A 25,975-nucleotide genomic window follows, 5' to 3' on the forward strand; every position below is an offset into this window, starting at 1 on the left:
TGCCTTCAGCTAACACTTCCCCTTGCCGGGTGTGTAGAGGACTTTCACCTCCAAGTCGCCAGGCTCACCACCACAGTGAACCCGACAGCGCCAGTCACGGCGCTACGCGCCATGCCTGGCGCACCATAAAAAAACGCCAGCACATGGCTGGCGAAAATAGGAGCGTGAGTGGTTGCTAGGGGCGCTTATTGCCTCAGAAGTAGTAACCGATATTGGTATACAACTGGTTTTCCCAGCGTTCGCTACCGCCGGCGCCCAGGCTCTGGGTGTAGCTACCGCCACCGATGTAGGGATCGTGCTTGCCGTGCAACCACTCGACGGCGATCCATAGGTCTTTCAGCGAGAAAGATGTGCCAAGGATGAAGCGCTGGGAATCCTCGAAGCTGGACTCATCCTTGTCGAACAGGCTGTAGTTACCGTAAACCTTGACACCAGAGAGCCACCCGAGTGAGCCAGGAATGTCATAGCTGAGGTCGGCTACATAGAGGTTACCCTTGGCGGCAACGTTAAAGGTGCCGTCGAAGCTGCCGAAGCTAACCAGCTTGTCTCTGCCGGGATTCTCCGGGCTCATGTCCTGGCGAGTGGCTTGCAGTTGCACGCCCCAGGGGCCATTCTTGCCCGAGTAGTGGACTGCTAGGGCATTTCGGCGGCCGCTATCACGACTGTCCTGGTTCTGCAGCGTCGAGGTCAATGCCGAGGCGCCGATCTCCGACTGCCAGCTCCCAAGCTTTAGGTTGCGGGCCAGACGCCCGACTAAGATGTCGCGCTCGTGGTTATCGCTGCCGTCGACGACGTAGTCATCTGCCGTAGCAACACTGGTTGCATAGGTCCGCCCGCCGCGGCTTGTACCTTGACCCTGATCAGCCGGGCTTAGGTAGTAAGCGAGTTGGAAGTTCCAGTCATCCTGCTGCTGGATGTATTTAACACCAAGGTTCGCAATGTCTTCCAGGCCGATCACGCTGCCCAAGGTCAAGAAGAAAGTGCTGCCGGCATAGGGCAGCAGGCCGAACGGAATCTTGTTTAGTCCCACCTGAATCTGACGCGACTCATCGAACTTGTAGCCGATCCATGCATATTCGGCGAAGGCGATGTCACCGATCTTGTCGGTATAGTCGAAAGGGTAAGCGTCGCCATAGAAACGGTATTTAGCCGCGCCGATCCAACTATCGGAGTTGTAGGTAGCGGTGAGAAAGGCAGTATCGAAACTCAGCTTCTCGATATCCCGGTCGGGGTCGTAGTCGATACGCGCACGCACGGCGCCGCCAATGTCCAAGTTGTCATTGATAGCCACCGCACCTGCGGGTAGCGCGAGCGATGCCAACAATGGAAGTAATATGAGAGTTGCTTGTGGGTGCAGGTTGATCATTTTCATGAATTGGCTCTTAGCATTGTTAGTCTTTTTTTCAGCTACGCAGCACTAAGCCGCTGCGGTGTTGCGGCTTAGTTTTGGATCGGGTTTGGTAGCTGCAGCAAGTTGCCGGAGCCGAATACATCGGCCCGGTGGGCGCCGATATTGGTTTCAGCTGCAGCTGGTGCGGACAAACCAGCTGCGTTTGGCGCTGTTGAGTAGCAGCCAGTAGCTGGCGAACGCGCAGACAAAGGTCACCGGCGCTGAGAAGGTCGCCAGCGTTGCTCCGCCGAAATTCAGCAGCACTATCCCCAGGCCAGCGGCAAAGAACCAGGCGATCAAGCCGCACGGGTTGAAGGCGTTGACTCGTTCGAGAGCGAATTCAATATTGCCCTCGAACAGCTGGGTATATTTCGGCGAGAAAATATGCGCCAAAGCGATCGCTACCCAAGCCACTACAAAGATGCTCTGGTATGCCAGGGCTTGCAGAATGTAGCTGAACACATTGAGCAACATCATTGTGTAGACCACGATGCCAACTACTACGGCCCATGCCATATAAGGCACAGCCGCCAAGCCAAAACGGCCGAAGAACGCATGCATGTTGCTAGCGGCCATGAAGAAATTTGCGGTATTGATACGGGTCTGGCTGACCCAAACGAACAACAACCCCCAGATACCCATCAGCTCGACAATGGCCAGCACCACCGAGACCTCAGACAGGCCGCCCTCTGCGGGAATGGTGGCGGCGAGAAAGATGCCGACCAGACCGTTAATAAGAAAGGTGAAGATATAGAATGGTAGGCCGAAGTTAAATTTAGCGTGGTAGCTGGCGTCCTGCTTACGACCGAAGCGTGCGTAGTCCCAGGTGTACATCATGAGAATCCACACTCCCATGAAATAGGTGAAACAGTCCCACCAGCCATTACTTACTGGCCCGCTCTCAGGCCCCATTTCCAACCAGGCAGAACTGTAGCCGTATTCACCGACGGCCATCGCTACTACGGCAATCAGACCAATCAGGTAGAGCGGCAGCAGCACGCCATTGAACTTATCCAGCCAGGTCTGCACGCTACCGAACACCAGTGGCACGCTGTATAGCACCACTATTAGGTAGGCTTGATTGAGCGTGATGTCGGACACGTAGTGTTGGATAGCAATGGCGATCACCGAGCCTTCAAACACGCTGTAGTAGATCGCCGTGGCGAAGAAAATCAGGGTGGCCAGTGCTGCGCCGGCGCGTCCGAATAGCACCCGGGAGAAGAGTGCGACCGATAATCCGGTCTTAATGGCGTAGCGGGCAATGACCCCGTTGATGGCCGCATAAGTTACGACCGACAAGAGTAAGCCGATTATGGCATTCATCGTACCAAAGCTCATTGCCAGGGTGGCGGACACCACCAGCCAAAACATAGCACTGCAGATGGCCCACCAAGCCATCGTCAGTGAGCCTTTGCTCATGCGGTGTTCTTCCGGAACCGCGACGGTGCTGTAGTCGATACTATCGACCTGTTTTTTGATGTTTCCGGCCATGGCTCTTCTCTTGTTTTTGTAATGAGTGGAGTCATGATCATAAGTACTTCAGGCGGGCGACCACTTGCTGCTGAGCGCACTCTCTTTTGTCATACCTGAAGCTTCTTGCTCTCTGGAAGATGGCCCACCCAGACGAAACTCCTCCAGCGGAAAGCGATGAGAAAATCTCTCAGGCTGTCCAAGTCAGAATAAAAGACCTCAATGACGCTATGGCTTACATCTCTTTCCGAGAGAGCGTTATTAGCGAGCGAGTCACCTAACAACACCTACACTCAGCGTGATAGCCAGACAGACAACATAGCGCTTAAACGTTTCAAGCCAGTAGGACTACAAGCAAAGCACTCAATGACGGGCTCGAGGCCGATTCAATCTCGGCACAACCACCCTAAGCCAGCAACCAGCACTACATGCTACAAGAAGTCAAAACCGGGTACAAAACCGGGTACAAAGAATAACGAAAACAACCAGAATGCCTAAGCTCAAACGCTCAAGCATCAGACTTACCGCATAACGTGTAAGTCAAAAAATTGTCTTTCCCGCACGTCAACTCTATGTTTCAAATGCATTAGCCCTGAAACCCGCACGCCACTTGAGTATGCACGCATAGCACAATTCTATAGGTATTGCAACACATTCCTTTAGGGCTTCAGATCACTTGCTGCAACTGCGGCACGACCTCGAACAAGTCACCCACTAGACCGTAATCCGCCACCTGAAAAATCGGCGCCTCTTCGTCCTTGTTGATTGCCACGATGACCTTGGAGTCTTTCATCCCGGCCAGGTGCTGGATGGCACCGCTGATGCCGACGGCGATGTACAGCTGCGGCGCGACGATCTTGCCGGTCTGGCCAACCTGCATGTCGTTGGGCACGAAACCGGCGTCGACCGCAGCGCGCGAAGCACCGACGGCGGCGCCGAGCTTGTCGGCCAGGGCATACAGGTGCTTGAAGTTGTCGCCGTTCTGCATGCCGCGACCGCCGGAGACGACGATCTTGGCCGCGGTCAGTTCCGGACGATCGGACTTGGCCAGCGCCTCAAAGACGAAGGCCGAGATGCCGGCGTCGCCGCCAACGGCCACGGCTTCCACGACAGCACTGCCGCCTTCGCCGGCCACCGGATCGAAACCGGTGGCACGCACGGTGATCACCTTCACCGCCGCCGAAGACTGCACGGTGGCGATGGCGTTACCGGCGTAGATCGGCCGCTTGAAAGTGTCGGCGCTTTCCACGGCGATGATTTCGGAGATCTGGTCGACGTCCAGCTGGGCGGCGACGCGCGGCAGGATGTTCTTGCCGTTGCTGGTGGCGGCGGCGAGGATGTGGCTGTAACCCTTGCCCCCTGCTTCTTGAACAAGAGCAGCTACCAGCGGCGCAACGTTTTCCGGCAGCTGATGGGCGAAGGCGGCGTTGTCGGCCACCAGCACCTTGGCCACGCCGGCGAGCTTGGCAGCCGCTTCGGCGGCGGCGCCACAGGCGGCACCGGCAACCAGGAGGTGGATGTCGCCACCGATCTTCTGCGCAGCGGCCACGGTGTTGAGAGTGGCCGGCGCCAGGGCGGCATTGGTGTGTTCAGCGATAACCAGGATAGTCATTTAGATTACCTTCGCCTCGTTCTTCAGTTTCTCGACCAGTTCCGCCACCGACTTGACCTTGATGCCGGCCTGGCGGGCAGCCGGCGCTTCGACTTTCAGGGTCTTCACGGTGGACGCGGTGGCAACGCCCAGGGCGTCCGGGGTGAGCACCTCCAGCGGCTTCTTCTTGGCCTTCATGATGTTCGGCAAGGAGGCGTAGCGCGGCTCGTTCAGACGCAGGTCGGTGGTGACGATCGCCGGCAGGTTCAACGCCACGGTCTGCAGGCCGCCGTCGATCTCGCGGGTCACGTTGACCTTGTCGCCCGCCACTTCGACCTTGGAGGCGAAGGTGCCTTGGCCGAAGCCGGTCAGCGCGCCGAGCATCTGGCCGGTCTGGTTGTTGTCGCTGTCGATGGCCTGCTTGCCGAGGATCACCAGCTGCGGCTGCTCCTTGTCGACCACGGCCTTGAGCAGCTTGGCCACGGCCAGGGAGTTCAGCTCGTCAGCACCCTCTTCCTTGACAGCCTCGACCAGGATGGCGCGGTCGGCACCGAGGGCCAAAGCAGTACGCAGCTGCTCTTGCGCCGCCGTCGGGCCGATCGACACCACGACGATTTCACTGGCAACGCCCTTCTCTTTCAGGCGTACGGCTTCTTCCACGGCGATTTCGCAGAAGGGGTTCATCGACATCTTAACGTTGGCGAGATCGACGCCGCTGTTGTCCGCCTTGACGCGAACCTTGACGTTGTAATCGACCACACGCTTGATCGCTACGAGGACTTTCATAAAGGCTCCATGGGAAAAATTGCCCCGGCAAGCTGGCTGGCCGGGGCATGGCAGGTTCAGCGTTCACCAAGCTGTTCGATGATGCCTTGTGCCTTCAACTCGGCCAGGCGCTCATCATCGAGACCCAACTGGCGCTTGAGCACCTCATCGGTATGCTCACCCAGCATCGGCGCGGGGCGCAGGTACTCGACCGGTGTGCGAGACAACTTGATCGGACTGCCGACCGTGACGAAGTCGGCTTTCAAGGGATGGGGAATGTTGACCAGCATGTTGCGCGCCAGTATCTGTGGTTCGTCCAGCGCCTGGGCAATGCTGTTGATGGCCCCTACCGGTACGCCCTGCGGGTGAATGCGCCCTACCCACTCATCGGCGAGCCCTCCGAGAAAGTGACGCGACAGGATGGCAACGATCTCCTCGCGGTTGCTGACTCGGTCGGCGTTGCGCGCGAAACGCGGATCTTTCGGCAGCTCTGGCAGGCCGATGGCGTCGCACAGTGCGACGAACTGTGAGTCGTTGCCGCAGGCAATGATGAAGTCGCGATCACTGGCGCGAAACACCTGGTACGGCACAATGTTGGCGTGGGCGTTGCCATAACGCCCGGGCGGCTTGCCGGAAGCCAGATAGTTCTGGCTCTGGTTGCACAGTGTGGCGACCTGAACATCCAGCAACGCCATATCGATATGTTGACCAAGCCCGGTCTTTTCTCGGCTGAGCAGCGCAGCTTGGATAGCCACCGTCGAGTACAGGCCGGTCATCAGGTCCGCGAAGGCAACGCCTACCTTTTGCGGGCCGCCACCGGGCAGATCGTCGCGCTCGCCGGTGATGCTCATCATTCCACCCATACCCTGAATGATGAAGTCGTAACCCGGTTCTGCGGCGCGCGGCCCGGTCTGGCCGAAACCCGTCACCGAGCAATACACCAGGCGTGGATTGAGCGCAGCGAGGCTAGCGTAATCCAGCCCGTACTTGGCCAAGGAACCGGCCTTGTAGTTCTCGATCAGTACGTCGCAACTGGTAGCCAGGGCCCGCACCATTTCCTGCCCCTCGGGGCTGGCGATGTTTAGCGCCACCGACAACTTGCCGCGATTGGTGGACTGGTAATAAGAAGCCTCGCCGGTGGACTCGGCGTTCTGCCCCTTCATCCATGGCGGCCCCCAGCCACGGGTGTCATCACCCGCGCCCGGCCGTTCGATTTTGATCACTTCGGCACCCAGATCGGCCAGAGTTTGGCCGCACCAGGGACCAGCCAGAATGCGGCTCAAGTCGAGCACGCGATACCCAGTCAAAGCACCCATTTCATTTCACCTTTGCTTGCGCGCACTTACACACGCTCCATCACCATGGCGAGGCCTTGGCCCACGCCGATGCATAGGCTCACCACAGCGTAGCGTTTGCCGCTCTGTTGCAGCGCGCGAGCGGTGCTCAGGGCCAGGCGCGCACCGGATGCACCTAATGGGTGGCCGACGGCGATGGCGCCACCGTGTGGGTTTACCCGCGGGTCGTTGAACGCAACACCCAGACCTTTCAGGCAGCCCAGCACCTGGCTGGCGAACGCTTCGTTGATCTCGATAATGTCCATATCCGCCAGGCTGAGCTGCGCGCGAGCCAATGCCTTATGAATAGCCTCCACCGGGCCGACGCCCATAATGCGCGGGGCCACACCCACGGCGGCGGCCGACAGAATGCGCGCCATCGGAACCAAGCCGTGCCGTTCGCCCGCCGCGGCCGAGCCAATCAGCAATGCCGCCGCGCCATCGTTGACGCCTGATGCGTTGCCGGCGGTAACCACACCACCTTCGGAGAGAGGATTCAGGCGAGCCAAAGCGATCAGGTCCGATTGCGGGCGCGGGTGCTCGTCCTGCTCCACCACATTGGGTGGCGTCTTGCGCCCGGTGGGCACGCTGACCGCGAGCAGTTCTTCCTGAAAGAAACCTGCGCTACGTGCGGCTTCATAACGGGCCTGAGAGCCGGCAGCAAAGACGTCGGCCTCAGCACGGGAGATGCCGTACTCCTGAGCCACGTTATCGCCCGTTTGCGGCATGCTGTCGTTGCCAAACTCGGCGACGATCTTCGGGTTGGGAAAACGGGCGCCAATGGTACTGTCGAACACCGTCAGTTCGCGGCTATAGGCCGCTTCTGCTTTAGCCATGACAAAGGGTGCACGGGACATACTCTCCACCCCGCCGGCGACAAACAGTTCGCCTTCGTTACAGGTCACTGCGCGGGCGGCATCGATCACCGCCGCCAGACCACTGGCGCACAGGCGGTTAACTGTCTGCCCAGGTACGGTCACGGGCAAGCCTGCAAGCAGTGCGGCGTGACGCGCGATGTTGCGGCTGTCCTCCCCTGCCTGGTTGGTATTGCCCAGAATCACGTCCTCGATGGCTTCGCCAGGGATGGCGTGGCGAGCGAGCAATTCGTGGATCACATGGGCGGCGAGGTCGTCTGGGCGTACCGAAGCGAGTGCGCCGCCGTGGCGGCCAAATGGCGTGCGCAGTCCCGCGAAGATGTAGGCGTCGAGCATGGGAAAATCCTAGCGTTGAGGTTCAGTCGGGAGTGGTTCGTTGTGACGCAATGAAAGGCCCAAGGCGGCCCGTCGCCGCAGCCAGGGACCCGGCCGATAACGGGGATCGCCCGTCAGTTCGGTCATGCGTTCAAGAGTGGTGAGCAAACGCTTGGGCCCGACACTATCGCCCCAGGCCAGCGGACCTTGCGGATAACCAAGACCACGGCGCACGCCTTCATCCAGGTCATCGACACTGGCGATACGCTGCTGAACGATATCGCCCGCCAGGTTGACGATCATGGCCAGTACCCTTTGGGCCACAAAGCCGACACTGTCATTGATCACACTGACGCCCACGCCATCGCGGCCCAACAGCGCATGGGCGGCATCGCGCATGTCGGCATGGGTAGCGGGATTTAGCATCAGCGTGCGGTAGCGGGCGATATCCAGCAGCGGGTCGATGCACACCGTGCGCTCAGGATCGGTGCCAAACAGGCCGACGGCGCCGGTGGCATCCAGACCGTAAGGTGCCAGCAAACACAGGGCCTCGCTGCTTGGGACCGTGCCCTCTTCGACCCGCGCGCCCACCTGCTGAAGAAGCTCGGTGAAACGTGCACGATCCTCGGGGTTTTCAGTGCCAAGCCAAACCGGCGGAAATGCTTCCAGCGCAGGTACTGCCTGTGCGGCGGGTGGATCGATCATCTGGCCGTCGGCGTATCGGTAAAACCCACGCCCGACCTTGCGCCCGACGTAGCCGGCATCCAGCATCTGGCGTGTTAGCGCTGCAGGCCGATACCGCGGTTCCTGGTAGAACTGGTTGTAGATCGACTCAATGACTGGATGGGAAACATCAAGAGCCGTCAGATCAAACAGCTCCAAGGGCCCCATGCGAAAACCCAGACCCTCGCGCAGGATACGGTCTACCTCGGCGGGTTCGGCTACGCCTTCCTTGAGAATTTGCAAAGCCTCAGTGCTATATGCACGGCCGGCGTGATTGATGATGAACCCTGGTGTGTCCTTCGCCCGAATACCCCTATGCCCCATGCGGGCAGCCAGGGCTCGGAGGCTGTCGCCTACCTGCGGGTCAGTCGCCAGACCATCGATGACTTCCACCACTTTCATCAGCGGCACAGGGTTAAAAAAATGAAAGCCAGCGATGCGTTGGGGAAGTCGGCAATTGCGAGCAATGCTGGTGACGGAGAGCGATGAGGTGTTGGTAGCCAGAATGCAGTCATCGGCAACCACGGCTTCCAACTCGGCGAGCAAGCCCTGCTTGGCGTCGAGGCGCTCGATAATGGCTTCCACTACCAGGTCGACGTCGCTCAGTTCCGTAAGGGCGCTCGCCACTTGCACGCGGGAGAGCGTGGCCAGCGCATCGGCGTTGGCAATCTTGCCTTTGTCGACCAGCTTGTCCAACGTGCCTTTCAAGCTTTCGCGGGCGCCCTGCGCAGCGCCTTCGCGACTATCAAACAGCGTGACGCGAATGCCCGCCTGAGCGGCGATCTGAGCAATACCTGTACCCATGACTCCGGCGCCAACAACCGCCATCCGGTTAATTTCACGTGTCATCGCTCATTCTCCTGAGAAGATCGCTTTGCGTTTTTCCAGGAAGGCTTGAGCGCCCTCTTTCTGGTCGCTCGAATCGAATAGCAATTGGAAGGCCTTGCGCTCCAACACCAGCGCGCTCTCCAGCGGCAGGTCAGCACCGGCCAGCATCACTTCTTTGATCTGCGCGACGGCTAGCGGCGGCAAGGCGGCGATTTCAGTGGCCAGCTCTAGTGCACGGACAATGGTCTGCTCGTCGCCCACCACTTCACTCAGCATGCCCATGGCCAAGGCTTGCTGGGCCGAGACCAAGCACCCGGTAAGGGCAATGCGCATTGCCTGGAACTTGCCGACCGCGCGGATCAGACGCTGAGTACCGCCGGCGCCCGGCATCAGGCCGAGTTTGACTTCTGGCTGGCCAAAGCGCGCCGACTCGCCGGCGACGATGATGTCGCAGTGCATGGCCAGCTCACAGCCGCCGCCAAGGGCGAAACCATTCACTGCAGCGATGACCGGCTTGGGGCAGCGGGAGATGGCTTCCCACAGCAGCTCGGTATGGCGCAGGTACATTTCAATCGGGCGCGCTTGGGCAAACTCGCGGATATCGGCTCCGGCCACAAAACAGGTGTCACCGCCGGTAAGTACAATCGCCCGCACCTGCCCATTGCGAGCCAGTGCCCGAAAGTGCTCGGCGAGTTGTTCACGCACCGCGCTATTGAGCGCGTTCTTGGCTTCTGGCCGGTCGATGCGTACGACGGCAACGCCGTCTTCTCGAATTTCCAGGTTCACTACAGATTCAGGTTCGTGACTCATACCCACCTCTAAACACGTTTCGCTATACGAAATTGCATTTCGTATTTACGAGATATCATAGGTAGGGTCGCGAATTCATGTAAATCAGAAATCTGAACTATTTTATTATTTCTTTATTAATCAATATATTATCTATCTAAAAATGAGCGTTTTGCATTTCATCTCGGCTCAAATATAATTTCGCCTGACGAAACGTACTTTTATTTGCTTGCAATTTCCAAAAATGAGGTTCTACCATGGCACGCAACAAAGCGGATCAGCAGAAGGCTGAGAGCAGCACTGGAGCGGATGAAATCGCTTTACTGAAGATGGGCATGCTCGACCCGGCCAGTGCGTCGAGTGAGGACGAAACCAGCGGCCAGTTCGTGACTGCGCTGGCACGTGGGCTGGAGCTGATGCGGTGCTTTACCCCGCGCGACAACGTGCTGGGCAATCAGGAACTGGCGCGGATGACCGGGCTACCCAAGCCGACCGTGACGCGCTTGACCAACACCCTGATGCGCCTTGGCTGCCTCAAGCGTGAGGTGCACTCGGGCAAGTACCAGCTGGATGTCGGTGTGCTGGGGTTCGGCTACGCCATGCTGTCGAATCTGTCGATTCGCTCGGTGGCGCACCCGCTGATGGAAGAGCTGGCCAATCACGCTCAAGCCGCAGTGGCAATGGCGGCCCGGGATCGCCTGCAGATGGTTTACCTGGACGTCGTTCAGGGCCAAGGCAATACCACGATGCGGCGGCAGATCGGCAGCTACTTGCCACTGGCGCAAAGCTCGGCGGGACGCGCATGCCTGGCGGCGATGCCAGAGAGCGAGCGAGAGTTTCTCCTCGACCACATGCGCCAACGCGAAGCAGCACAGTGGCCGGTGATCCGCAAGGGCCTGGATCGCGCGTTTCGCGATTACACCGATTACGGCTTTTGCCTATCGATCGGCGAGTGGCACCGCGACGTCAACTCAGTCGCCGTGCCGCTGTTACACCCGCAGTTCGGGTTACTGACCTTCAACTGCGGTGGACCGAGCTTCCAGCTTCCACGGGACAAGCTCACTGACGATATCGGGCCTCGCCTGATCAACATGGTTAACAACATCGGCGCCGCCGCTCGGTAACCCTTCAGGGTGACGGTGCACCGTACTACATCGGCCCACTTCCGGGCCCAGAGGAGCGCACATGATCCGTGATACCGAAACCCTGCAGATTCTGCTGGATTCTCTTCGCCAGTTCGTCGGTGAGGTACTGATTCCTCGGGAAAACGAGGTGGCTGAAACGGATGCGATCCCTAAGGACATCGTCGATCAGATGCGCGAGATGGGCCTGTTCGGGTTAACGATTCCGGAAGCCTATGGCGGCCTGGGCGTGACTATGGAGGAAGAGGTAAACATCGCCTTCGAGTTGGGTCGCACCTCACCGGCTTTCCGTTCCTACATCGGCACCAACAACGGCATTGGCTCAATCGGCATTTTGCTTGACGGTACAGAGGAGCAGCGCAACCAGTACCTGCCGCAACTGGCAAGCGGCGAGCTGCTCAGCTCGTTCTGCCTGACCGAGCCAGATGCCGGCTCCGATGCGGGCTCGTTGAAAACCAATGCTGTGCGTGACGCTGACAGCTACATCCTCAACGGTACCAAACGTTACATCACCAACGCGCCACACGCGGGCATTTACACGGTGATGGCCCGTACCAACCCGGAAATCAAAGGCGCCTCCGGTATCAGCGCCTTTATCGTTGAGCGCGGCACACCCGGCGTGTCGCTGGGCAAGACGGACCACAAGATGGGCCACAAAGGCGCCCATACCTGCGACGTGATCTTTGAAAATGCGCGAGTGCCCGCCAGCCAGTTGATAGGCGGCGTCGAAGGCGTTGGTTTCAAGACCGCGATGAAGGTGCTGGATAAGGGCCGCCTGCATATCGCTGCACTGAGTGTCGGCGCAGCCGAACGCATGCTGGACGATGCCCTGCACTATGCGCTGGACCGCAAACAGTTCGGCCAGCCCATCGCGGAGTTCCAACTGATCCAGGCGATGCTGGCTGATAGCAAAGCCGAAATCTACGCGGCCCGCTGCATGGTGCTGGATGCCGCGCGCAAGCGCGACGAGGGCAAGAACGTCAGTACCGAAGCCTCCTGCGCGAAGATGTTCTCCACCGAGATGTGCGGTCGTGTCGCCGACCGCTGCGTGCAGATCCACGGTGGCGCCGGCTACGTCAGCGAGTACGCCATTGAGCGCTTCTACCGTGACGTGCGGCTGTTCCGTATCTACGAAGGCACCACACAGATTCAGCAGGTGGTTATCGCCCGTAACATGATCCGCGAAGCGCAGCGGTGACACGGCACCTGCTCTGACACCAGTTGGGCTCCAGTCGCGCCGAGACTCAATAGCGCCACATCCTGGCTTCAAGGTAGTTGTTCGACATGAGTGCGTGTTCCACTGGTGTGGTCCCGAAAGCCTCAGCCTGCGAGCTTCCCGTCAACCTACCCCCAGATGAACTGCGGGGTAGCTGCACGAAACTGGAATTCCAACTACGCCACAGTAGGTCGCACAGCACAGTGCAGGCGCTGCCAGCGGCAACGATGAGGCTATAGGGAAAAGTCGAGCTGGCAATACCAGCAAGATTCACCTGGCGGTGGACGCCCACGGCTTGCCCATCGAGTTTGAAATCACAGGTGGCCAAATCAATGACTGCACTCAGGCACCCGCGTTGATTTCCAAGCTCCCGGCGGCAGAAACCATCGTCGCGGATAAGGGCTATGACAGCGAGAGAATCCGGGAGCAGGTTGAGCTACAAGGGGCCAAGGCCGTGATCCCGAGAAAGCGTAACTCCGTGAAAGGCAACGCGGATCTGGACAGAGGTCTTTACCGCAATCGGCACCTGGTGGAAAACGCCTTTGCCCGGCTGAAGCATTACCGGGCGGTGGCATCTCGATTCGACAAGCTCAAGAGAAATTACGAGAGCGTGGTGGCCATGGCCTGTGCCTTCCTATGGCTACCCATGTGAAATGGCAACAGCCCCTAGCGGTACTTAGCAACTGTTGATCGCCGGTGCGCCGGTAAATGGCGGGCTGATTGGAGAAATAATTTCTACATATAGGCGATTTACAGCGTGTTTATCGCCTTCTGTATCTCTCCTATTCTCTCTCGACTGCTCTGCTGCATTGATTGGCTGAGCCCGGACTGACCGCATGGTTAGCCCTAATCGCGCTAAACCCAACCTGAATAGAGGATCACTCCATGCCCGTTGTACGAGTCAGCTGGTTCGAAGGAAAAGACCACGCCGCGAAGGAAGCTGTCGCTGCAGAAATCACCCAGAGCATCGTGAAAAACACCGGTACCGATGCCAATTACATCTACGTCATTTTTGAAGACGTGGCGCCATCGGATTGGGCCGGTGCAGGCAAGCTGTTCGGCGACGATCCGAAGAAGACCTAAGGTCATTCGGCGTTAATGGCCAGTGGGCTGCAAGGAGTGTTACATCTTCTTTGCAGCCCGGGCTTGGCTCTTTTGTGCTGGGTAGCCGGACTCCCAGTCGACCTGCTCAAACTGTTCGACCAGAAAATTGATAAATGCCCGCACCTTGGATGCCAGGTGTTTGCGGGTTGGGTAGACGGCATAAATACCCAGTTCTACCGAGCGATACTCCGGTAGCAACTCCACCAGATCACCCCGCCGAAGATCCTCACTTACCATAAAGCTTGGCTGCAGCAAAATGCCGCCAGCAGTCAACGCAATAGATCGGCATGTATCACCGTTATTGCAGCGAATGACCGAACGCGTGTTGACCTTATGCTCGCCATCGGGCCCGGTAAAACTCCATTCGTTCCCACTGGAAAAGTTGCTATAGGCAATCACCCGGTGCTCGGCCAGGTCTTGCGGCACTTCTACTGGTGCATGGCTTTTGATGTAGCTCGGGGCTGCACACAGGCGCATCCGCGTGCTGGCAAACCGGCGCCCCACCAGTGAAGAGCTTTCCAACCGGGCGATGCGCACCGCGACGTCATACCCCTCCTCCACCAAATCGACCTGGCGATCGTTCAGGCTGATATCCAGCTCAATCTTCGGGTTTTGCTCCAAAAAGGCAGTCCACAGCGGCGCCAGGTGCAACACACCAAAACTCACCGGCGCATTGACCCGCAGCACGCCGGCAGGCTCATGGTTGCCCGAAGAAACAGCGCTTTCCGCCTCCCCCATCAACGCCAGCACTTCCCGCGCTTGCTGGTAGAAAACCCGTCCTTCTTCGGTCAGTGATAAGCGTCGCGTGGTGCGTTGCAGCAGGCGTACGCCCAGGCGTTCCTCCAGCGCATTTACATGCCTGGAAACGGCGGCCTTGGACATTTCCAGCGCATCGACGGCACCGACAAAGCTGCCCTTGTCGACCACGGCGCAAAACACCTGCATCTCCAACGCGCGATCCATTATTGCCTCACTTATCGGAACTATAAGTCACATTAAATCATGTTTATCTCGTAAATCGAATCTTTAAACTGGATCCCATCACACACAGCACGAGGCAAAAGACATGAACATTACCCTTATCGGTACCGGCAACATGGGCTCGGCTTTCGCTCAACAGTTGTCCCAGTTTGGACACCATGTTCGTATCACCGGCCGTGATCTGGACAAGGCGCACGCCCTCGCCGCGCAGCATCAAAACGTCGAAGCATTCGCCGCTGATCAGGCCCTTGGCCAGAACGAAGTGGTGATCGTCGCCACTGCTTACCAGGACGCCTTAACCGCGCTGAAAAGTCTGGGCAGTCTCGAAGGCAAAGTGGTCATCGACATCACCAACCCGCTGACAGCCGACTACATGGGTCTGACCATCGGCCACAGCACCAGTGCAGCGGAGGAAATCGCCAAGGCGCTGCCAGGTGTGGAGCTGGTCAAGGGCTTCAACACCCTGTTCGCCCAAGTGCTGGCCAGCGGTCCCACATTTGCCAACGAGCAGCAAGGCAGCGTGTTCCTGGCCAGCGATAGCGCACGAGCCAAACAAACCGCCGTTGCTCTTGCGCAAAGCCTGGGTTGGAAAACCGTGGATGCCGGCGGTTTGGTAAACGCGCGTTATCTGGAAGCGTTGGCCGGGTTGAACATCTACCTCGGCTATGGCGCAGGGCTCGGCACGCAGATCGCGCCGGTCTGGCTCAATCGTTAATTCCCACTTACCCAATGCCTGGCGCCACGGCCGAAACAGCTGTGGCCCCGGGCAACCCACACTCCCCGTATTGGAAAACACCCATGACCGCCGCTAGCCGCACCCTCCCCTATGCCGCCCTGGTACTACGCCTAATCCTTGGCGTGATGTTTCTCGCTCATGGCCTGACCAAGCTGCTGGTGTTCACCCCGGCCGGCACAGCAGGTTTCTTTGAGTCCGTTGGCTTCTCCGGCTTTCTTGCCTATCCGGTCATTGCCTTTGAAGTGGTCGGCGGCCTGTTCCTGATCCTTGGTGTACTCGCTCGCTGGGTAGCGGCCCTAGCCACCGTGCAACTGCTGGTGGCAGCAAGCGTGCACTTCGGTAATGGCTGGAGCTTCACCAACGCCAATGGTGGCTGGGAATACCCGGTCTTTCTGGCATTCACTGCACTGGCCTTGGCGCTGCTGGATGACGGAGCCTTCGCCTTGAAACGTTCAGCACGTAACTAACCGCTCGCTGCTTTCGGCCAGGTTGCCTTTGCCGGGTTCTCGCCAAACTTGGCAAGGGTAAAATCCAGAAAGCTTTTCAGCCTTGGTGTCATGCCCCGGTCCGGCGTACGCAGCACATGAAAGGGTCGAGTGGGCATGGGATATCGAGGCAGTTGGACGATCTATCCGCTTGGCTTTCAAGTCTTAAATAAACAAGGTAATCCCCCGGCTTAGCCGAGGGACTCCTTGAGGTTGACCGTGTGATGCGGTCATCAGGAACCTTCTATCTCGACCAAGAGATAGGGGTACCCAATGAGAGATTACCAAAGCCTTGCTCACACGAAGTGGGACTGTAAGTACCACGTTGTATTCATCCCGAAGAGGCGTAAGAAGGCGATCTTCGGAGCGATCCGCAAGCACCTGGGGGGAGGTGCTACATGAGTTGGCGAGGCAGCGTGAGTGCCGGATCGTGGAGGGTCACTTGATGCCAGAGCCGAGCCCGAACGATAATTTCAAGATGGAGCCGGACTAATGCGACGCGTCGTTCAGCCGACGCGTATCCGGACTTTCAATCCGTAATTCACTAACCCACCGACTTCAGTCGGTGGTTGTTTAGTGCTACCACCGGCGTAGACGAACTGATGATTGATGCGCGCATCTACGACCCGACGGCGCGTTGCCGTTCGTATCAACTGGCAGCGGAATCGATTGGAGATCTGCTCACTCACTGACAGCGTGCGCGCCGGTGACCTTCAGGTCACCCGTGCGGAACACACGTGCCAGGTAGTCAAGGGTTCAGAGGATATCGTCCACCACGCCGCCATCGACCCGCAGCGCAGCGCCGCTGGTGGCTGACGCCTGGGTGGAGCAGATATAGACGACCATATTGGCGACCTCATCGACCGTGGCCGCACGTTGAATCAACGAGGTGGGACGGTGGGTCATGACGAATTCGGCAGCGACGGCCTCCAAGGATTTGCCGGAGCGGGCAGACTCTCCTTTGAGCAGCTCAGCCAAGCCATCAGACAGTGTCGGGCCTGGCAGCACGCTGTTAACGGTTACGCCGCTGCCGGCCACACGTTTGGCCAAGCCACGCGACAACGCCAGTTGCGCCGTCTTGGTTACGCCGTAATGAACCATATCGGCCGGGATATTTCGGGCTGACTCCGAGGAGATAAACACCACCCTACCCCAACCTCGTTGGACCATGGCTGGAACCAACGCGCGGCTCAGGCGAACACCGGACATTACGTTAGTTTGCCAATAGTCTTCCCAGCAGTCGTCATCGGCCTCGAAGAAATCGGCCAAACCATAGATGCCGGCGTTGTTGACCAGAATGTCGATGGTGGGAAGCGCAGCTGTAAGAACGCCAACGCCGTCGGCATTGCCCAGATCAGCCGCGACTCCGCTGAAGGTGGCCTGCGGTACCGCTTCGCTCAAACGTGCCAGGGCTTTTTCGACCGAGCTGTCACTCCGCCCGTTGATGATCACGATAGCGCCGGTGAGCGCCAGGCCATGGGCAATGGCGAAGCCGATGCCGCCTGTGGAGGCAGTAACCAAAGCGGTCTTGCCGGCAAGATTGATGTGCATGCGTATTGACCCTCTAGCGCCAGGTAGTACCCGGCAGGTTAGATCGGTTGCTGAATAGTCAGCGGTCTTGTCCGCCGGCTACTGACTGGCGGTGTCAGGTCCGGGTAAACCCATCAAACGGATTCATGTACACCGCGCCAAAGGCATCCAGGTGCTTGCGCGTCGGCGCGTCTGGGTTGCCATAAACTAGCAGGCTGGTGATTTTCACCAGCTCGAGAAACTTTTCGCCGAACGGCGCGAAGGTTTCTTCAATATGGTTAACGACAGCATCGGCACGGTAACGCTCGATAATGTGCACCTCAGTGCGAGCCTCGTTGACGCTGTATTCGTACATCAAGGTGCCAGGCTCTTCGCTCGTAGCGGCGACAATCTTGGCAACCAGCGTTTTAAATTCAGGGAAGTCTTCCGGAGCCAGGCTTAGGGTAAAAATGCTGATGACTTCGTCTTTCATGGGGCGTCCTCACAGAAGTAAATGACCAACCCCATGCGATAGATGCAGAGGGTTGCTGAGTCAGCAGCCATGCTAAGGTAGAGCAGCAAGCTGATAAACAACCTTGAAATCACAGATAGGTAGCGTAATTTGCTACCAACTCTTGCGCCTAGGAAAACGGCAATGACCTCCGAAGATTCCTTCAGCGGCATCCATATTTTTCTCGCCACCGCCCGCTCTGCGACCTTCACAGAGGCAGCCGAGCGCCTGGGGCTGTCCAAGTCGGCCGTAGGTAAGGCGATTGCACGGCTGGAGGCACGGGTGGGTACCAGCCTGTTTTATCGCTCGACCCGCCGCTTGTCCCTGTCTCCGGATGGCGAGGCCTACTTCACCGTGTGGTCCAATGCGCTGGAGGAGATCAAGGCCACCGAGAGCAACCTCGGCAACAAGTTAGGCGTGCCCACAGGGCGCTTGCGGGTGGACATGCCGGTCGCGTTCGGTAAACAGGTGGTACTGCCGGTGCTACTGGAGATGAGCAAACGCTTCCCGCAGTTGCAACTGACCTTGACCTTTAGCGACCAACTGGTGGACCTGACGGAAGAAGGTATCGACCTGGCCATTCGTTTTGGCAGCGTCGACAACGTCCCCGGCCTGGTGGCCAGACGCCTGACGTCACACCGCTGGGTAACCTGTGCAGCGCCGGGTTATCTGGAAGAATATGGTACGCCGTTGACGCTCGAGGACATGGGCCAGCACCGCAGCATCGTCGGCTATCGCCGCGGCAGCCTAATGCCCTGGAAAATGGCCCAGGCCGGGCAATCCTTGAAGTTCTCGCCACCACCGACCTATCAGTTTGACGATGCCGAAGCGATGATTGAAGCCACGCGAGCCGGCCTCGGTATTTGCCAGATGCCGCTCTGTCTATTTGAAAAGGACATCGCCCAGCAGGTTGTTGTTACGGTACTCGAGCCCTTTGAACCGGCGCCTGTCGAGGTCCACGCACTATGGTCGAAGAGCAATCATCTGCGGCCCAAAATTCGTTACCTGGTCGACGAGTTATTGAAGCTGTATGGCCACAGCTAACGGCAGAACGGACAGCTACTGCGCGACCTTGGCGCGGGGTTGATCAACGCCAGCCCCATTAACTCAGGGTGCCACTCAGCAGCCATAGCGATGAGCGCGGACTGATCTGTAACAAAGCCAGGGAGCCCCCAAATACTAGAGCCCGCCGACCAGGGATCTACTCACCAACCTGCGTTCTGGCCAGGCGCAGGGGGCAATATTGGCACCTTGATGTGTAGCTCAGCGCTCCGGCTGGCAGCGGCCTGAAGAGTCGACAAGTGACCGCCAATTATCCCGGTTTTCGAGATAGTTATTCACCAATATCTGAGTTTATCTCCAAAATCGAATCTATAAACTTTGAGCCATCCCCAGCCAATCAGTGCGCTGTGGGTAGGCAGGTCAGTGAGCGGCGCACACGCTTTGCAACGCCGATCAGTCCACCTCTTGCTGCTGCGGCCCCAATATCTAAGCAGGATTTCAACCATGAGTCTGGCCTATCCAGTGTTGTTCGTGTCCCACGGAGCACCAACCTTTGCCATCGAACCCGGCCAGGCCGGGGCACGCCTGGCTGAGCTAGGCCGAGCGCTGCCACGGCCTAGCGCCATCGTAATCGTCTCTCCTCACTGGATGACCCGTGGGAGCGTGCGTGTAGGCAGCAGCAAGGCGCCGGAAACCATTCACGACTTCGGAGGCTTTCCGCAAGCACTGTATCGCCTGCAATACCCTGCAACCGGCAATCCTGCATTGGCCGAGCAAATCTGCAACCTGCTTTCCCGCAATGGGATTGCCGCAACTACCGAATCGAATCGAGGCCTGGACCACGGCGCCTGGGTGCCGTTGCTGCACCTATTGCCCACTGCGGATATCCCGGTGGTCCAAGTGTCCATGCCCCACCCGCTCAATCCATTGGGTGCCTGGCAGCTTGGCCAGGCACTCAAGCCGCTGCGCGATCAGGGCGTGCTGATCATTGGCTCCGGCAGTCTGACCCATAACCTTTATGAGTTCCGTAGCAACTACGGCGACCCGGCTGAGTACGTAGCGCGTTTTTCCGACTGGATCCGTGACGCCCTGCAAGCCGGTGACCTGCCAGCGCTGCTCGCCTACCGCCGCAATGCCCCGGAGGCCGAGCGTGCGCACCCCAGTGAAGAACATTTGTTGCCGCTATTTCTGGCGCTCGGTGCCGCAGGCGAGCACTACGCCGTGGATGTGCTAGAGGGCGGTGTCGCCGACGGCGTACTGGCTATGGACAGCTACCTGTTCAAAAGCCCAACCGCCACTCAGGAGATTACTCAAGCATGAACCTGCCACTAGCCATTTCAGAACTGCAGCAAGAACCGCAATCCGGCCTTGTCTATCGTCGGGTAATCCGTGCTGCTGCCCCTCGTGCACGTCTCCTGCTATTGCATGGTGTAGGCGGTAATGAAACCAATCTGGCAGGCCTTTCCGGCTTTATCCCAGAAGGAATTGAAATATTGCTGGTACGCAGCCGCCTGCAAATCGCAGCTGAGGGCTTTGCCTGGTTTCAGGTAAATTTCACCAACGAAGGCCCGGTGATCGTTGAAGAGCAAGCGGAAACCAGCCGCCAGAAACTAGTGGAGCTTGTAACTGCCTTACCACAAATGCCTACAGTGATAGCTGGCTTTAGCCAGGGCGGTATTCTCAGTGCAAGCGTCGGGCTTAGCGCCCCTCATTGCGTGCTAGGCTTTGGCTTGTTCAGCGGCAGAATTCTCCCTGAGCTGGCACCACACATTGCCAGCGCTCAAGCATTGAGTTCGCTATCGGCGTTTATTGCTCATGGCTATGGTGATAACAAGCTCCCCGTGTCTTGGGCACAAAAAGCGGATGCCTGGTTGCACCAACTGAACGTGCATCATGAAACATACCTGTACGACATGGGCCACGAAATCACCAATGAAGAAGTGGAAGATTTCATTCAGTGGCTGAAGCCTGTATTGAACATCGCCTGAGCGACCTTGATGGTGAACTCCCGCAGTAAACTTACGGAAGTGGATCTACTTCTTAAAGCGTTAGCCAGCCCCCAGCGCCGGTTGATCCTTGAGTGGCTCCGTGACCCAGAGAAACACTTTCCGCAGCAGGAACATGCATTCCTGCTCGGTGTGTGTGCCGGCCAGATTGAGCGCAAGTGCAAGTTGGCCCAATCGACCGTGTCCGATCACTTGCGCACGCTGCATCGCACAGGATTGATTACTTGCCAAAAGCTCGGCCCGATCCATTTTTTTCAAACGCTGCGAATACACCATCGAAATGCTGGTGAAAACATTGAAAGCGATGCTGTAAAGGGGATTTGAGAGCTCTGCCATGACTATTCGCGAGGACACATTTGCATCCATCGATCTCAATTTATTGGTGGTTTTTATGTGTATTTACAAGGAACAAAGTATAACGTTAGCAGCCAAGAGTCTTGGCGTAACACAGCCAGCCGTAAGCAATTCGCTGGTCAAGCTACGTGACAAATTTAATGATCCGCTCTTTACTCGTTCGGGCAGGGGTATTGTGGCAACACCGAAAGCGAAAAAAATTGCTTCTGAATTATGTCCAGCGATGAGACTGATTACAGCCACACTAGCATCGAACTTTAGATAATCCTCTTTGCAGCAGAGCACTATTGGCCTGCTCTAACCTCTCATGACTGGCGGTGTCAGGTGGACTGACAGATGACTGGAGTCTATGTCGCTGGTGGCATCATGTTATGCCGACGCAAGCTGAACATTCCTGTCTGTAATTGAGCAATCATCTGATGGCGAACTCTCATGGTTTACCGTCGCCCTTTCGATACGTATCAATAACACCAGCCACATCAAGGCCAAAGCCCAGCATTGGGTGTAATTGCTCCGCGGAAACAAAGCAGCCATCACCGGAAGTGCTGAATGGCTTGAGGCGGTCAACTGCCCGGCAGTGCAATTGGACGAGGCAAACTCGACAAAGCCTCCGCCTCCAGGCCTGGCACCATCGGCCGCAGTTGCCCGGGGAAAAAGCCGGTGCTGTCCACATAGAGCAGTACCGACTTGGCATCGCGCCAACCGACATAGCCCATCAACGCCTTCTGGTCCCAGCCACTGCGCGTGGCCCAGGTGGCAAAGCCACGGCGTAGGGAGTGGCTGCTATACAACTCGGCGGGCAATCCGGCCGCTTTCAGTACCGCCCGCAGCAGCGGGATGACGCTGTGCGGGTGCAGGCCCTGCTCGCGCAGGTGACCCCAGCGGTCAATGCCGCGGAACACCGGACCGCGGGCGATGCCGGCGACACAGATCCAGTCGTTGTAGGCCTGCACCGGGCAGAGGCGGGCCAGCGCCGGCGCACTGTAGGTCTGTCCCTGGTTGTCACGGTCGCCCTTGCTCCACGGCAGGAACAGCTGCATGCCCTCCCCCGGCCGTACCTGGATGTGCTCGACCTGCAGGCGGCACAGTTCGTCGCTGCGAAAGGCGCGCCAGAAGCCGATCAGCAGCAATGCGCGATTACGCCAGCAGCGCAACAGCTGCGGCAGGTCGCCCTCGTCCAGTGCTTTCTCGCCCGCCCGCTCCAGCCACGCCACGCACTGCTCCAGTTCGCGCAGCTGCAGCGGTTCGGCCTGCTTCTCCGGCTTCGGGTGCAAGGTACGAATGCCCTTGAGGATCTGACGAACCAGCGGGGTCTTGGTCGGATCCGGGAAGCCCTGGCTGACATGCCACTGCGCCAAGGCCGCCAGGCGCAGCTTGAGGGTGTTGCTGGACAACGTGGCGGCGTGATCGACCAAGTAACGCACGATGGCATCGCTGGTCGCCGGCAGAAAGCCGCCCCAGGCGACCTCGAAGTGCTCGAGCGCTTGCCGGTAGCTGCGCCGGGTGTTGGGGCGGGTACCGGCCTGCAGGTACCGCTCGATCTCGTGGCTCATCGACGCACATCCCCTTGATGTACTGGTGAGCGACTGCCAAACGACGAAAAAATCGCCTCACCTTGGATAATTAAAGATTATCCGACCTTATTTATTGGATAGTGGAAATATAATACGTTGGACGTATCATATATTACTGATCAGATGCCGTTGATCGACGAGCCCACCCTAGACCCCAGTAGATTGGCGTTGAAGGCTCAGGAGGCGGCCGCAGGCTTTGTTGCCAGCGGCACCGCCGAAAACACGGTACGGAGCTATCGCAGCGCCCTCGCCTACTGGTCGGCTTGGCTGCACCTGCGCTACGGCGTTGCGATGGGCGATGCGCCTGTACAGTCGACTGTAGTCATTCAGTTCGTGGTGGATCACCTGGCGCGCCCACTGGCAAATGGTGCATGGACCTATCTGCTACCGCCGACCATCGATGCCGCGTTAGTCGCGGCACGTGTGAAGGCAAAGCCGGGACCTCTGAGCTACAACACGGTATGTCATCGGCTTTCGGCACTGGGCAGGTGGCATCGCTTCAACAACTGGGAAAGCCCAACTGAAGCACTGGCAGTGAAAACGCTGCTGCGAGATGCGCGAAAAGCCCAGGCGCGCCAGGGGGTAGTTGTCCGCAAAAAGACGGCAGCTGTGGTGGAGGCTCTGGAGGCCATGTTGGCGACCTGTACGGATGGCATTCGCGGTACTCGTGATAGCGCCCTCCTCCTGATGGCGTGGAGTGGCGGCGGGCGTCGTCGATCCGAGGTGACCGGCCTGCAGGTCGACGATGTGCGCAAACTGGATGAAGACACTTGGCTCTATACGCTGGGCGTCACCAAAACAGACACCACGGGATCCCGTCGCGAAAAACCTCTGCTGGGTCGCGCTGCACACGCGTTGACGGCTTGGCTCATCGCCGCGCCCGCCGATACCGGTCCGCTTTTTCGGCGCCTCTACAAGGGCGGCAAAGTCAGCCCGTTCGGACTATCGTCTGATCAGGTAGCACGGATCGTTCAGCGCCGCGCCAAATTGGCTGGCCTCGACGGCGACTGGGCCGCGCACAGCTTACGCTCGGGCTTTGTAACGGAAGCGGGTCGCCAGGGGGCCCCATTGGGTGAAGTGATGGCCATGACTGAACATCGCAGTGTCGAAACCGTTATGGGCTACTTCCAAGCCGGAGTGCTGCTGAGCAGCCGCGCCTCGATGTTGCTTCAACCCCTGCCCGCCCCATCAGGCCCAACCAACCAGCCTGACTAGCGGTCGACGCACCGCGTCGGAAAATGCCGCGCACGCGTGTCCTATTGAGAGGTGGAGCTCCTGGTTATGAGTCCATTGCACGGTAGCGGAATTGATGCGCAACCCCAGCTGGGCACTCGCAACTCCGGGTGTAACCAATACATGACCGCATGGCGACGCCCAAGCAGCCAGCATCTCAGCATGCTTCGTCTACTCGGGTAGTTAAGCAAACAGCTGGCGGCCCTGCGCTAGACAGCGAAGGCTCCGTCGCAGGGGCAAGATAGTCAAGTGCTTACCAGTCGCTGTGGCCTGCGCTCGCCTTATGAATACGCCTGGTCGGCAGGTGCGCTTCAAATACCCACACTGAAAGTCTTACCAGACTCGACCCTGTGCTTGCTGCACAAGTCGCGAAGCTTTTTTTCCGAACCGTCAGGATGAATTTGTACGAGCACGCCATCCTTCGCCATTATCAGTGAATGCCCTGCGGCAACCGCACGCAGATACGCAGCATTAGTGGCGACGGCGGCCAGCTTAGGAATCATTGCCTCTAGTCGGTCTATTTCATCATCACTGAGTTCGCTCATGCTCTGTTCTCTGCTCCTGCCAGCCTGATGTCGATGCTGCCCGTAGAAAAGATATCCATGAGCGACCCTACGCCCCGATCACAGGTAAGTCGATCCCATTTTTGACGCACACAGTGAAGCCTCGACTTAGCCGCTCAGCACTCCACAGCGTACGTGCAAATTCGAGTCGATGTGACAGCAGCCTTGATGTGAACAAACCATCGTAGCCGTAGCAAGATGAGTGCATTCGCTTCTAAGCATCTGAGCCCTCTTCAGGTGGACAAAAAATGCCGTCAGCCCTTGGAAGGCTAGACCGCCAGCTGTCACCGGGCATGATCCGGCACATGTACAGATCGAACAGCGGCGCGGTAAAAGCGGCGCCGTTGTGGGGCGGCGACCAGATCATCCCTTTGCTAATCAGGGAGTTGCGAATTGAGGTGAGAGATCGGCTTGTACGGCCCAGGGATGCCGCAATGTCGCCCGAACGATGAGGCCCCTCCCCAAGCGAAGCCATGGCGCGCAAATAAATGTGTTCTGCCACGGTCATTCGGTCGAGTCTTACCCTAAAAAAACCTTCGTCCAGAGCAGCAATAACGTGCCCGGACGCCTTCTGGACGTCTGCAAGCGTGATGTGGTTATTCTGCCCTGCGTCCCAGACATGACTGCCCCACTCTTGAATGAAATAAGGGTAGCCGCGTGTGAGGTGAGCAACCATGTCGGCCGCTTCTGAGTCTACAGTCACGCCCTCGGCCTCCGCTGGTTTTACAAAGGCCAGACGCGTCTGGTGTGGCTCCAGCGAACCGACCTCTAGGTAGTCGAAGAGGCGCTTCGCGTGGTTTTTCACATGTCCAGCAGGGTGTCGGAGTTGTGGGAGGCCTGCACCGACGAGGGCAACCGGCAAGATCAATCGCGAGACGCGATGCAGCGCTGCGATAAGCGCGGCGAGCTGTTCTTCTGCTACGTTTTGCAGCTCATCCACGAAAATAACAAGGACGGTGTGAGCTGCTTTGGCGGCTTCACCGAGTTTAGTCAGCAGGGTTGTAAATTCCTCCTCGAGATCACCTTTGCCCGCCAGAGCTGCCTCGGCTTCGTAGTCAATACCGACCTTGAGATCGCTGAACTTCGGCTCCAAAGCCTTGGCAAAACCGGCTAAGGCTCGCAGTCCAGTTATCGCTGCGTTCTTGGCAGGTACGATACAGCTCAGCCGCAGCAAGGCGAGACGGAGCTGTGGCGCGAGTATCGCTGGCAGAGAGCGATACTCGGATGACTCAACGTAGACGGCGAGATTGCCCGAGGCTTCGGCATCTCGCAGCATCTGGTTCAACAGTACTGTTTTGCCGACACCCCGCACCCCAACCAGGATTACGCTTTTGGCAGGTCGGCCCACGCGAATTCCCCCGATCGACTGACGGACCCGCTCGCGCAGTTGATCGCGACCTGCCAGCTCAGGTGGAGGCGTACCAGCGCCAGGGGAGTACGGATTGCAGACGGGGTCCATATGCACCCGCGTTAATAGGA

The 25,975-nt window shown here is 58.4% G+C and carries 24 protein-coding genes and 3 pseudogenes; 13 read left to right on the forward strand and 14 right to left on the reverse strand.

The window, feature by feature from the left end; translation table 11 throughout:
- Positions 1-193: 193 nt before the first annotated feature.
- From P2T68_RS18110 to P2T68_RS18145, 8 genes are all read right to left on the reverse strand, one after another.
- The gene (locus P2T68_RS18110) at positions 194-1,366 is read right to left on the reverse strand and encodes a porin (protein WP_031637015.1); all 1,173 of its coding nucleotides are present in this window, start codon (positions 1,364-1,366) and stop codon (positions 194-196) included.
- Between the two features lie 153 nt (positions 1,367-1,519).
- A complete protein-coding gene (locus tag P2T68_RS18115; protein WP_033902867.1) occupies positions 1,520-2,881 on the reverse strand; it encodes an allantoin permease in 1,362 nt (453 codons plus the stop codon).
- 646 nt (positions 2,882-3,527) lie between these two features.
- Positions 3,528-4,472, reverse strand: a complete 945-nt coding sequence (locus tag P2T68_RS18120) for an FAD-binding protein (RefSeq protein ID WP_023662939.1) — start codon at positions 4,470-4,472, stop codon at positions 3,528-3,530.
- Positions 4,473-5,237, reverse strand: a complete 765-nt coding sequence (locus P2T68_RS18125; RefSeq protein ID WP_023048095.1) for an electron transfer flavoprotein subunit beta/FixA family protein — start codon at positions 5,235-5,237, stop codon at positions 4,473-4,475.
- Between the two features lie 56 nt (positions 5,238-5,293).
- Positions 5,294-6,532, reverse strand: coding sequence for a CaiB/BaiF CoA-transferase family protein (locus P2T68_RS18130; RefSeq protein WP_023048094.1), 1,239 nt, complete (start codon positions 6,530-6,532; stop codon positions 5,294-5,296).
- A 26-nt stretch (positions 6,533-6,558) separates the two neighbouring features.
- Positions 6,559-7,761 (reverse strand): 3-oxoadipyl-CoA thiolase, encoded by a 1,203-nt coding sequence (locus P2T68_RS18135; protein ID WP_023048093.1) that lies wholly within the window; start codon positions 7,759-7,761, stop codon positions 6,559-6,561.
- Positions 7,762-7,770: 9 nt separating this feature from the next.
- Positions 7,771-9,312, reverse strand: a complete 1,542-nt coding sequence (locus P2T68_RS18140) for a 3-hydroxyacyl-CoA dehydrogenase (protein ID WP_023048092.1) — start codon at positions 9,310-9,312, stop codon at positions 7,771-7,773.
- Between the two features lie 3 nt (positions 9,313-9,315).
- Entirely contained in the window at positions 9,316-10,101 is a 786-nt protein-coding gene (locus tag P2T68_RS18145; protein WP_023628973.1) for an enoyl-CoA hydratase, read from the reverse strand.
- A gap of 236 nt (positions 10,102-10,337) precedes the next feature.
- Between P2T68_RS18145 and P2T68_RS18150 the strand changes: the two genes are divergently transcribed.
- The 4 genes and pseudogenes from P2T68_RS18150 to P2T68_RS18165 all read left to right on the forward strand — a co-directional run bounded on the left by P2T68_RS18150 (position 10,338) and on the right by P2T68_RS18165 (position 13,521).
- Positions 10,338-11,204, forward strand: a complete 867-nt coding sequence (locus P2T68_RS18150) for an IclR family transcriptional regulator (RefSeq protein ID WP_023048090.1) — start codon at positions 10,338-10,340, stop codon at positions 11,202-11,204.
- 61 nt (positions 11,205-11,265) lie between these two features.
- On the forward strand, positions 11,266-12,420 hold the full coding sequence (locus P2T68_RS18155) for an acyl-CoA dehydrogenase family protein (protein ID WP_023048089.1): 1,155 nt from the start codon (positions 11,266-11,268) through the stop codon (positions 12,418-12,420).
- Between the two features lie 214 nt (positions 12,421-12,634).
- Positions 12,635-13,090: pseudogene (locus tag P2T68_RS18160) on the forward strand (IS5 family transposase); the annotation flags it as partial.
- A 233-nt stretch (positions 13,091-13,323) separates the two neighbouring features.
- The gene (locus P2T68_RS18165) at positions 13,324-13,521 is read left to right on the forward strand and encodes a 4-oxalocrotonate tautomerase family protein (RefSeq protein ID WP_023048087.1); all 198 of its coding nucleotides are present in this window, start codon (positions 13,324-13,326) and stop codon (positions 13,519-13,521) included.
- A gap of 39 nt (positions 13,522-13,560) precedes the next feature.
- Here P2T68_RS18165 and P2T68_RS18170 read toward each other — a convergent pair whose 3' ends face one another.
- The gene (locus P2T68_RS18170) at positions 13,561-14,505 is read right to left on the reverse strand and encodes a LysR family transcriptional regulator (RefSeq protein WP_023048086.1); all 945 of its coding nucleotides are present in this window, start codon (positions 14,503-14,505) and stop codon (positions 13,561-13,563) included.
- A gap of 88 nt (positions 14,506-14,593) precedes the next feature.
- Between P2T68_RS18170 and P2T68_RS18175 the strand changes: the two are divergent.
- The 3 genes and pseudogenes from P2T68_RS18175 to P2T68_RS18185 all read left to right on the forward strand — a co-directional run.
- A pseudogene (locus P2T68_RS18175) lies at positions 14,594-15,238 on the forward strand (NAD(P)-binding domain-containing protein); the annotation flags it as partial.
- Positions 15,239-15,321: 83 nt separating this feature from the next.
- Positions 15,322-15,726: a DoxX family protein gene (locus P2T68_RS18180; RefSeq protein WP_023048084.1), complete on the forward strand. Its 405-nt coding sequence runs from the start codon at positions 15,322-15,324 to the stop codon at positions 15,724-15,726.
- A gap of 291 nt (positions 15,727-16,017) precedes the next feature.
- Positions 16,018-16,192: pseudogene (locus tag P2T68_RS18185) on the forward strand (transposase); the annotation flags it as partial.
- Positions 16,193-16,500: 308 nt separating this feature from the next.
- On the opposite strand, the gene P2T68_RS18190 reads toward P2T68_RS18185, so the two are convergent.
- Positions 16,501-17,295, reverse strand: coding sequence for an SDR family NAD(P)-dependent oxidoreductase (locus tag P2T68_RS18190; RefSeq protein WP_023628975.1), 795 nt, complete (start codon positions 17,293-17,295; stop codon positions 16,501-16,503).
- 94 nt (positions 17,296-17,389) lie between these two features.
- The gene (locus P2T68_RS18195) at positions 17,390-17,746 is read right to left on the reverse strand and encodes an antibiotic biosynthesis monooxygenase (RefSeq protein WP_023048080.1); all 357 of its coding nucleotides are present in this window, start codon (positions 17,744-17,746) and stop codon (positions 17,390-17,392) included.
- Between the two features lie 162 nt (positions 17,747-17,908).
- On the opposite strand from P2T68_RS18195, the gene P2T68_RS18200 reads away from it, so the two are divergent.
- The 5 genes from P2T68_RS18200 to P2T68_RS18220 all read left to right on the forward strand — a co-directional run bounded on the left by P2T68_RS18200 (position 17,909) and on the right by P2T68_RS18220 (position 21,391).
- The gene (locus tag P2T68_RS18200; RefSeq protein ID WP_023048079.1) at positions 17,909-18,808 is read left to right on the forward strand and encodes a LysR substrate-binding domain-containing protein; all 900 of its coding nucleotides are present in this window, start codon (positions 17,909-17,911) and stop codon (positions 18,806-18,808) included.
- Positions 18,809-19,270: 462 nt separating this feature from the next.
- Positions 19,271-20,086: a class III extradiol ring-cleavage dioxygenase gene (locus P2T68_RS18205; protein ID WP_023048078.1), complete on the forward strand. Its 816-nt coding sequence runs from the start codon at positions 19,271-19,273 to the stop codon at positions 20,084-20,086.
- Positions 20,083-20,754, forward strand: a complete 672-nt coding sequence (locus P2T68_RS18210) for a hypothetical protein (RefSeq protein WP_023048077.1) — start codon at positions 20,083-20,085, stop codon at positions 20,752-20,754. The genes P2T68_RS18205 and P2T68_RS18210 overlap by 4 nt, the downstream gene beginning before the upstream one ends.
- Positions 20,755-20,763: 9 nt before the next feature.
- Complete coding sequence (locus P2T68_RS18215) at positions 20,764-21,096, forward strand: ArsR family transcriptional regulator (RefSeq protein WP_223194054.1); 333 nt, start codon at positions 20,764-20,766, stop codon at positions 21,094-21,096.
- Between the two features lie 10 nt (positions 21,097-21,106).
- Complete coding sequence (locus tag P2T68_RS18220) at positions 21,107-21,391, forward strand: LysR family transcriptional regulator (RefSeq protein WP_071576115.1); 285 nt, start codon at positions 21,107-21,109, stop codon at positions 21,389-21,391.
- A gap of 298 nt (positions 21,392-21,689) precedes the next feature.
- On the opposite strand, the gene P2T68_RS18225 is transcribed toward P2T68_RS18220, so the two are convergent.
- Positions 21,690-22,679 (reverse strand): tyrosine-type recombinase/integrase, encoded by a 990-nt coding sequence (locus P2T68_RS18225; protein WP_023628979.1) that lies wholly within the window; start codon positions 22,677-22,679, stop codon positions 21,690-21,692.
- Positions 22,680-22,796: 117 nt separating this feature from the next.
- Here P2T68_RS18225 and P2T68_RS18230 point away from each other — a divergent pair, with 117 nt between their 5' ends.
- Entirely contained in the window at positions 22,797-23,915 is a 1,119-nt protein-coding gene (locus P2T68_RS18230) for a site-specific integrase (protein WP_028688847.1), read from the forward strand.
- A 329-nt stretch (positions 23,916-24,244) separates the two neighbouring features.
- Here P2T68_RS18230 and P2T68_RS18235 read toward each other — a convergent pair whose 3' ends face one another.
- Both P2T68_RS18235 and P2T68_RS18240 read right to left on the reverse strand, forming a co-directional pair.
- Positions 24,245-24,478, reverse strand: coding sequence for a hypothetical protein (locus tag P2T68_RS18235; RefSeq protein ID WP_023048074.1), 234 nt, complete (start codon positions 24,476-24,478; stop codon positions 24,245-24,247).
- A 232-nt stretch (positions 24,479-24,710) separates the two neighbouring features.
- The gene (locus P2T68_RS18240) at positions 24,711-25,955 is read right to left on the reverse strand and encodes an ATP-binding protein (RefSeq protein WP_023628980.1); all 1,245 of its coding nucleotides are present in this window, start codon (positions 25,953-25,955) and stop codon (positions 24,711-24,713) included.
- Positions 25,956-25,975 lie beyond the last annotated feature (20 nt).

It is taken from the genome of Pseudomonas sp. G11, from assembly GCF_029457515.1.
GTDB lineage: Bacteria > Pseudomonadota > Gammaproteobacteria > Pseudomonadales > Pseudomonadaceae > Aquipseudomonas > Aquipseudomonas gorinensis.

What these genes read in the sequence shown, in the direction of transcription:
- P2T68_RS18110 (WP_031637015.1), bottom strand. Translation starts at nt 1,366, where the DNA reads ATGATCAACCTGCACCCACAAGCAACTCTCATATTACTTCCATTGTTG.
- P2T68_RS18115 (WP_033902867.1), bottom strand. Translation starts at nt 2,881, where the DNA reads ATGGCCGGAAACATCAAAAAACAGGTCGATAGTATCGACTACAGCACC.
- P2T68_RS18120 (WP_023662939.1), bottom strand. Translation starts at nt 4,472, where the DNA reads ATGACTATCCTGGTTATCGCTGAACACACCAATGCCGCCCTGGCGCCG.
- P2T68_RS18125 (WP_023048095.1), bottom strand. Translation starts at nt 5,237, where the DNA reads ATGAAAGTCCTCGTAGCGATCAAGCGTGTGGTCGATTACAACGTCAAG.
- P2T68_RS18130 (WP_023048094.1), bottom strand. Translation starts at nt 6,532, where the DNA reads ATGGGTGCTTTGACTGGGTATCGCGTGCTCGACTTGAGCCGCATTCTG.
- P2T68_RS18135 (WP_023048093.1), bottom strand. Translation starts at nt 7,761, where the DNA reads ATGCTCGACGCCTACATCTTCGCGGGACTGCGCACGCCATTTGGCCGC.
- P2T68_RS18140 (WP_023048092.1), bottom strand. Translation starts at nt 9,312, where the DNA reads ATGACACGTGAAATTAACCGGATGGCGGTTGTTGGCGCCGGAGTCATG.
- P2T68_RS18145 (WP_023628973.1), bottom strand. Translation starts at nt 10,101, where the DNA reads ATGAGTCACGAACCTGAATCTGTAGTGAACCTGGAAATTCGAGAAGAC.
- P2T68_RS18150 (WP_023048090.1), top strand. Translation starts at nt 10,338, where the DNA reads ATGGCACGCAACAAAGCGGATCAGCAGAAGGCTGAGAGCAGCACTGGA.
- P2T68_RS18155 (WP_023048089.1), top strand. Translation starts at nt 11,266, where the DNA reads ATGATCCGTGATACCGAAACCCTGCAGATTCTGCTGGATTCTCTTCGC.
- P2T68_RS18165 (WP_023048087.1), top strand. Translation starts at nt 13,324, where the DNA reads ATGCCCGTTGTACGAGTCAGCTGGTTCGAAGGAAAAGACCACGCCGCG.
- P2T68_RS18170 (WP_023048086.1), bottom strand. Translation starts at nt 14,505, where the DNA reads ATGGATCGCGCGTTGGAGATGCAGGTGTTTTGCGCCGTGGTCGACAAG.
- P2T68_RS18180 (WP_023048084.1), top strand. Translation starts at nt 15,322, where the DNA reads ATGACCGCCGCTAGCCGCACCCTCCCCTATGCCGCCCTGGTACTACGC.
- P2T68_RS18190 (WP_023628975.1), bottom strand. Translation starts at nt 17,295, where the DNA reads ATGCACATCAATCTTGCCGGCAAGACCGCTTTGGTTACTGCCTCCACA.
- P2T68_RS18195 (WP_023048080.1), bottom strand. Translation starts at nt 17,746, where the DNA reads ATGAAAGACGAAGTCATCAGCATTTTTACCCTAAGCCTGGCTCCGGAA.
- P2T68_RS18200 (WP_023048079.1), top strand. Translation starts at nt 17,909, where the DNA reads ATGACCTCCGAAGATTCCTTCAGCGGCATCCATATTTTTCTCGCCACC.
- P2T68_RS18205 (WP_023048078.1), top strand. Translation starts at nt 19,271, where the DNA reads ATGAGTCTGGCCTATCCAGTGTTGTTCGTGTCCCACGGAGCACCAACC.
- P2T68_RS18210 (WP_023048077.1), top strand. Translation starts at nt 20,083, where the DNA reads ATGAACCTGCCACTAGCCATTTCAGAACTGCAGCAAGAACCGCAATCC.
- P2T68_RS18215 (WP_223194054.1), top strand. Translation starts at nt 20,764, where the DNA reads ATGGTGAACTCCCGCAGTAAACTTACGGAAGTGGATCTACTTCTTAAA.
- P2T68_RS18220 (WP_071576115.1), top strand. Translation starts at nt 21,107, where the DNA reads ATGACTATTCGCGAGGACACATTTGCATCCATCGATCTCAATTTATTG.
- P2T68_RS18225 (WP_023628979.1), bottom strand. Translation starts at nt 22,679, where the DNA reads ATGAGCCACGAGATCGAGCGGTACCTGCAGGCCGGTACCCGCCCCAAC.
- P2T68_RS18235 (WP_023048074.1), bottom strand. Translation starts at nt 24,478, where the DNA reads ATGAGCGAACTCAGTGATGATGAAATAGACCGACTAGAGGCAATGATT.
- P2T68_RS18240 (WP_023628980.1), bottom strand. Translation starts at nt 25,955, where the DNA reads ATGGACCCCGTCTGCAATCCGTACTCCCCTGGCGCTGGTACGCCTCCA.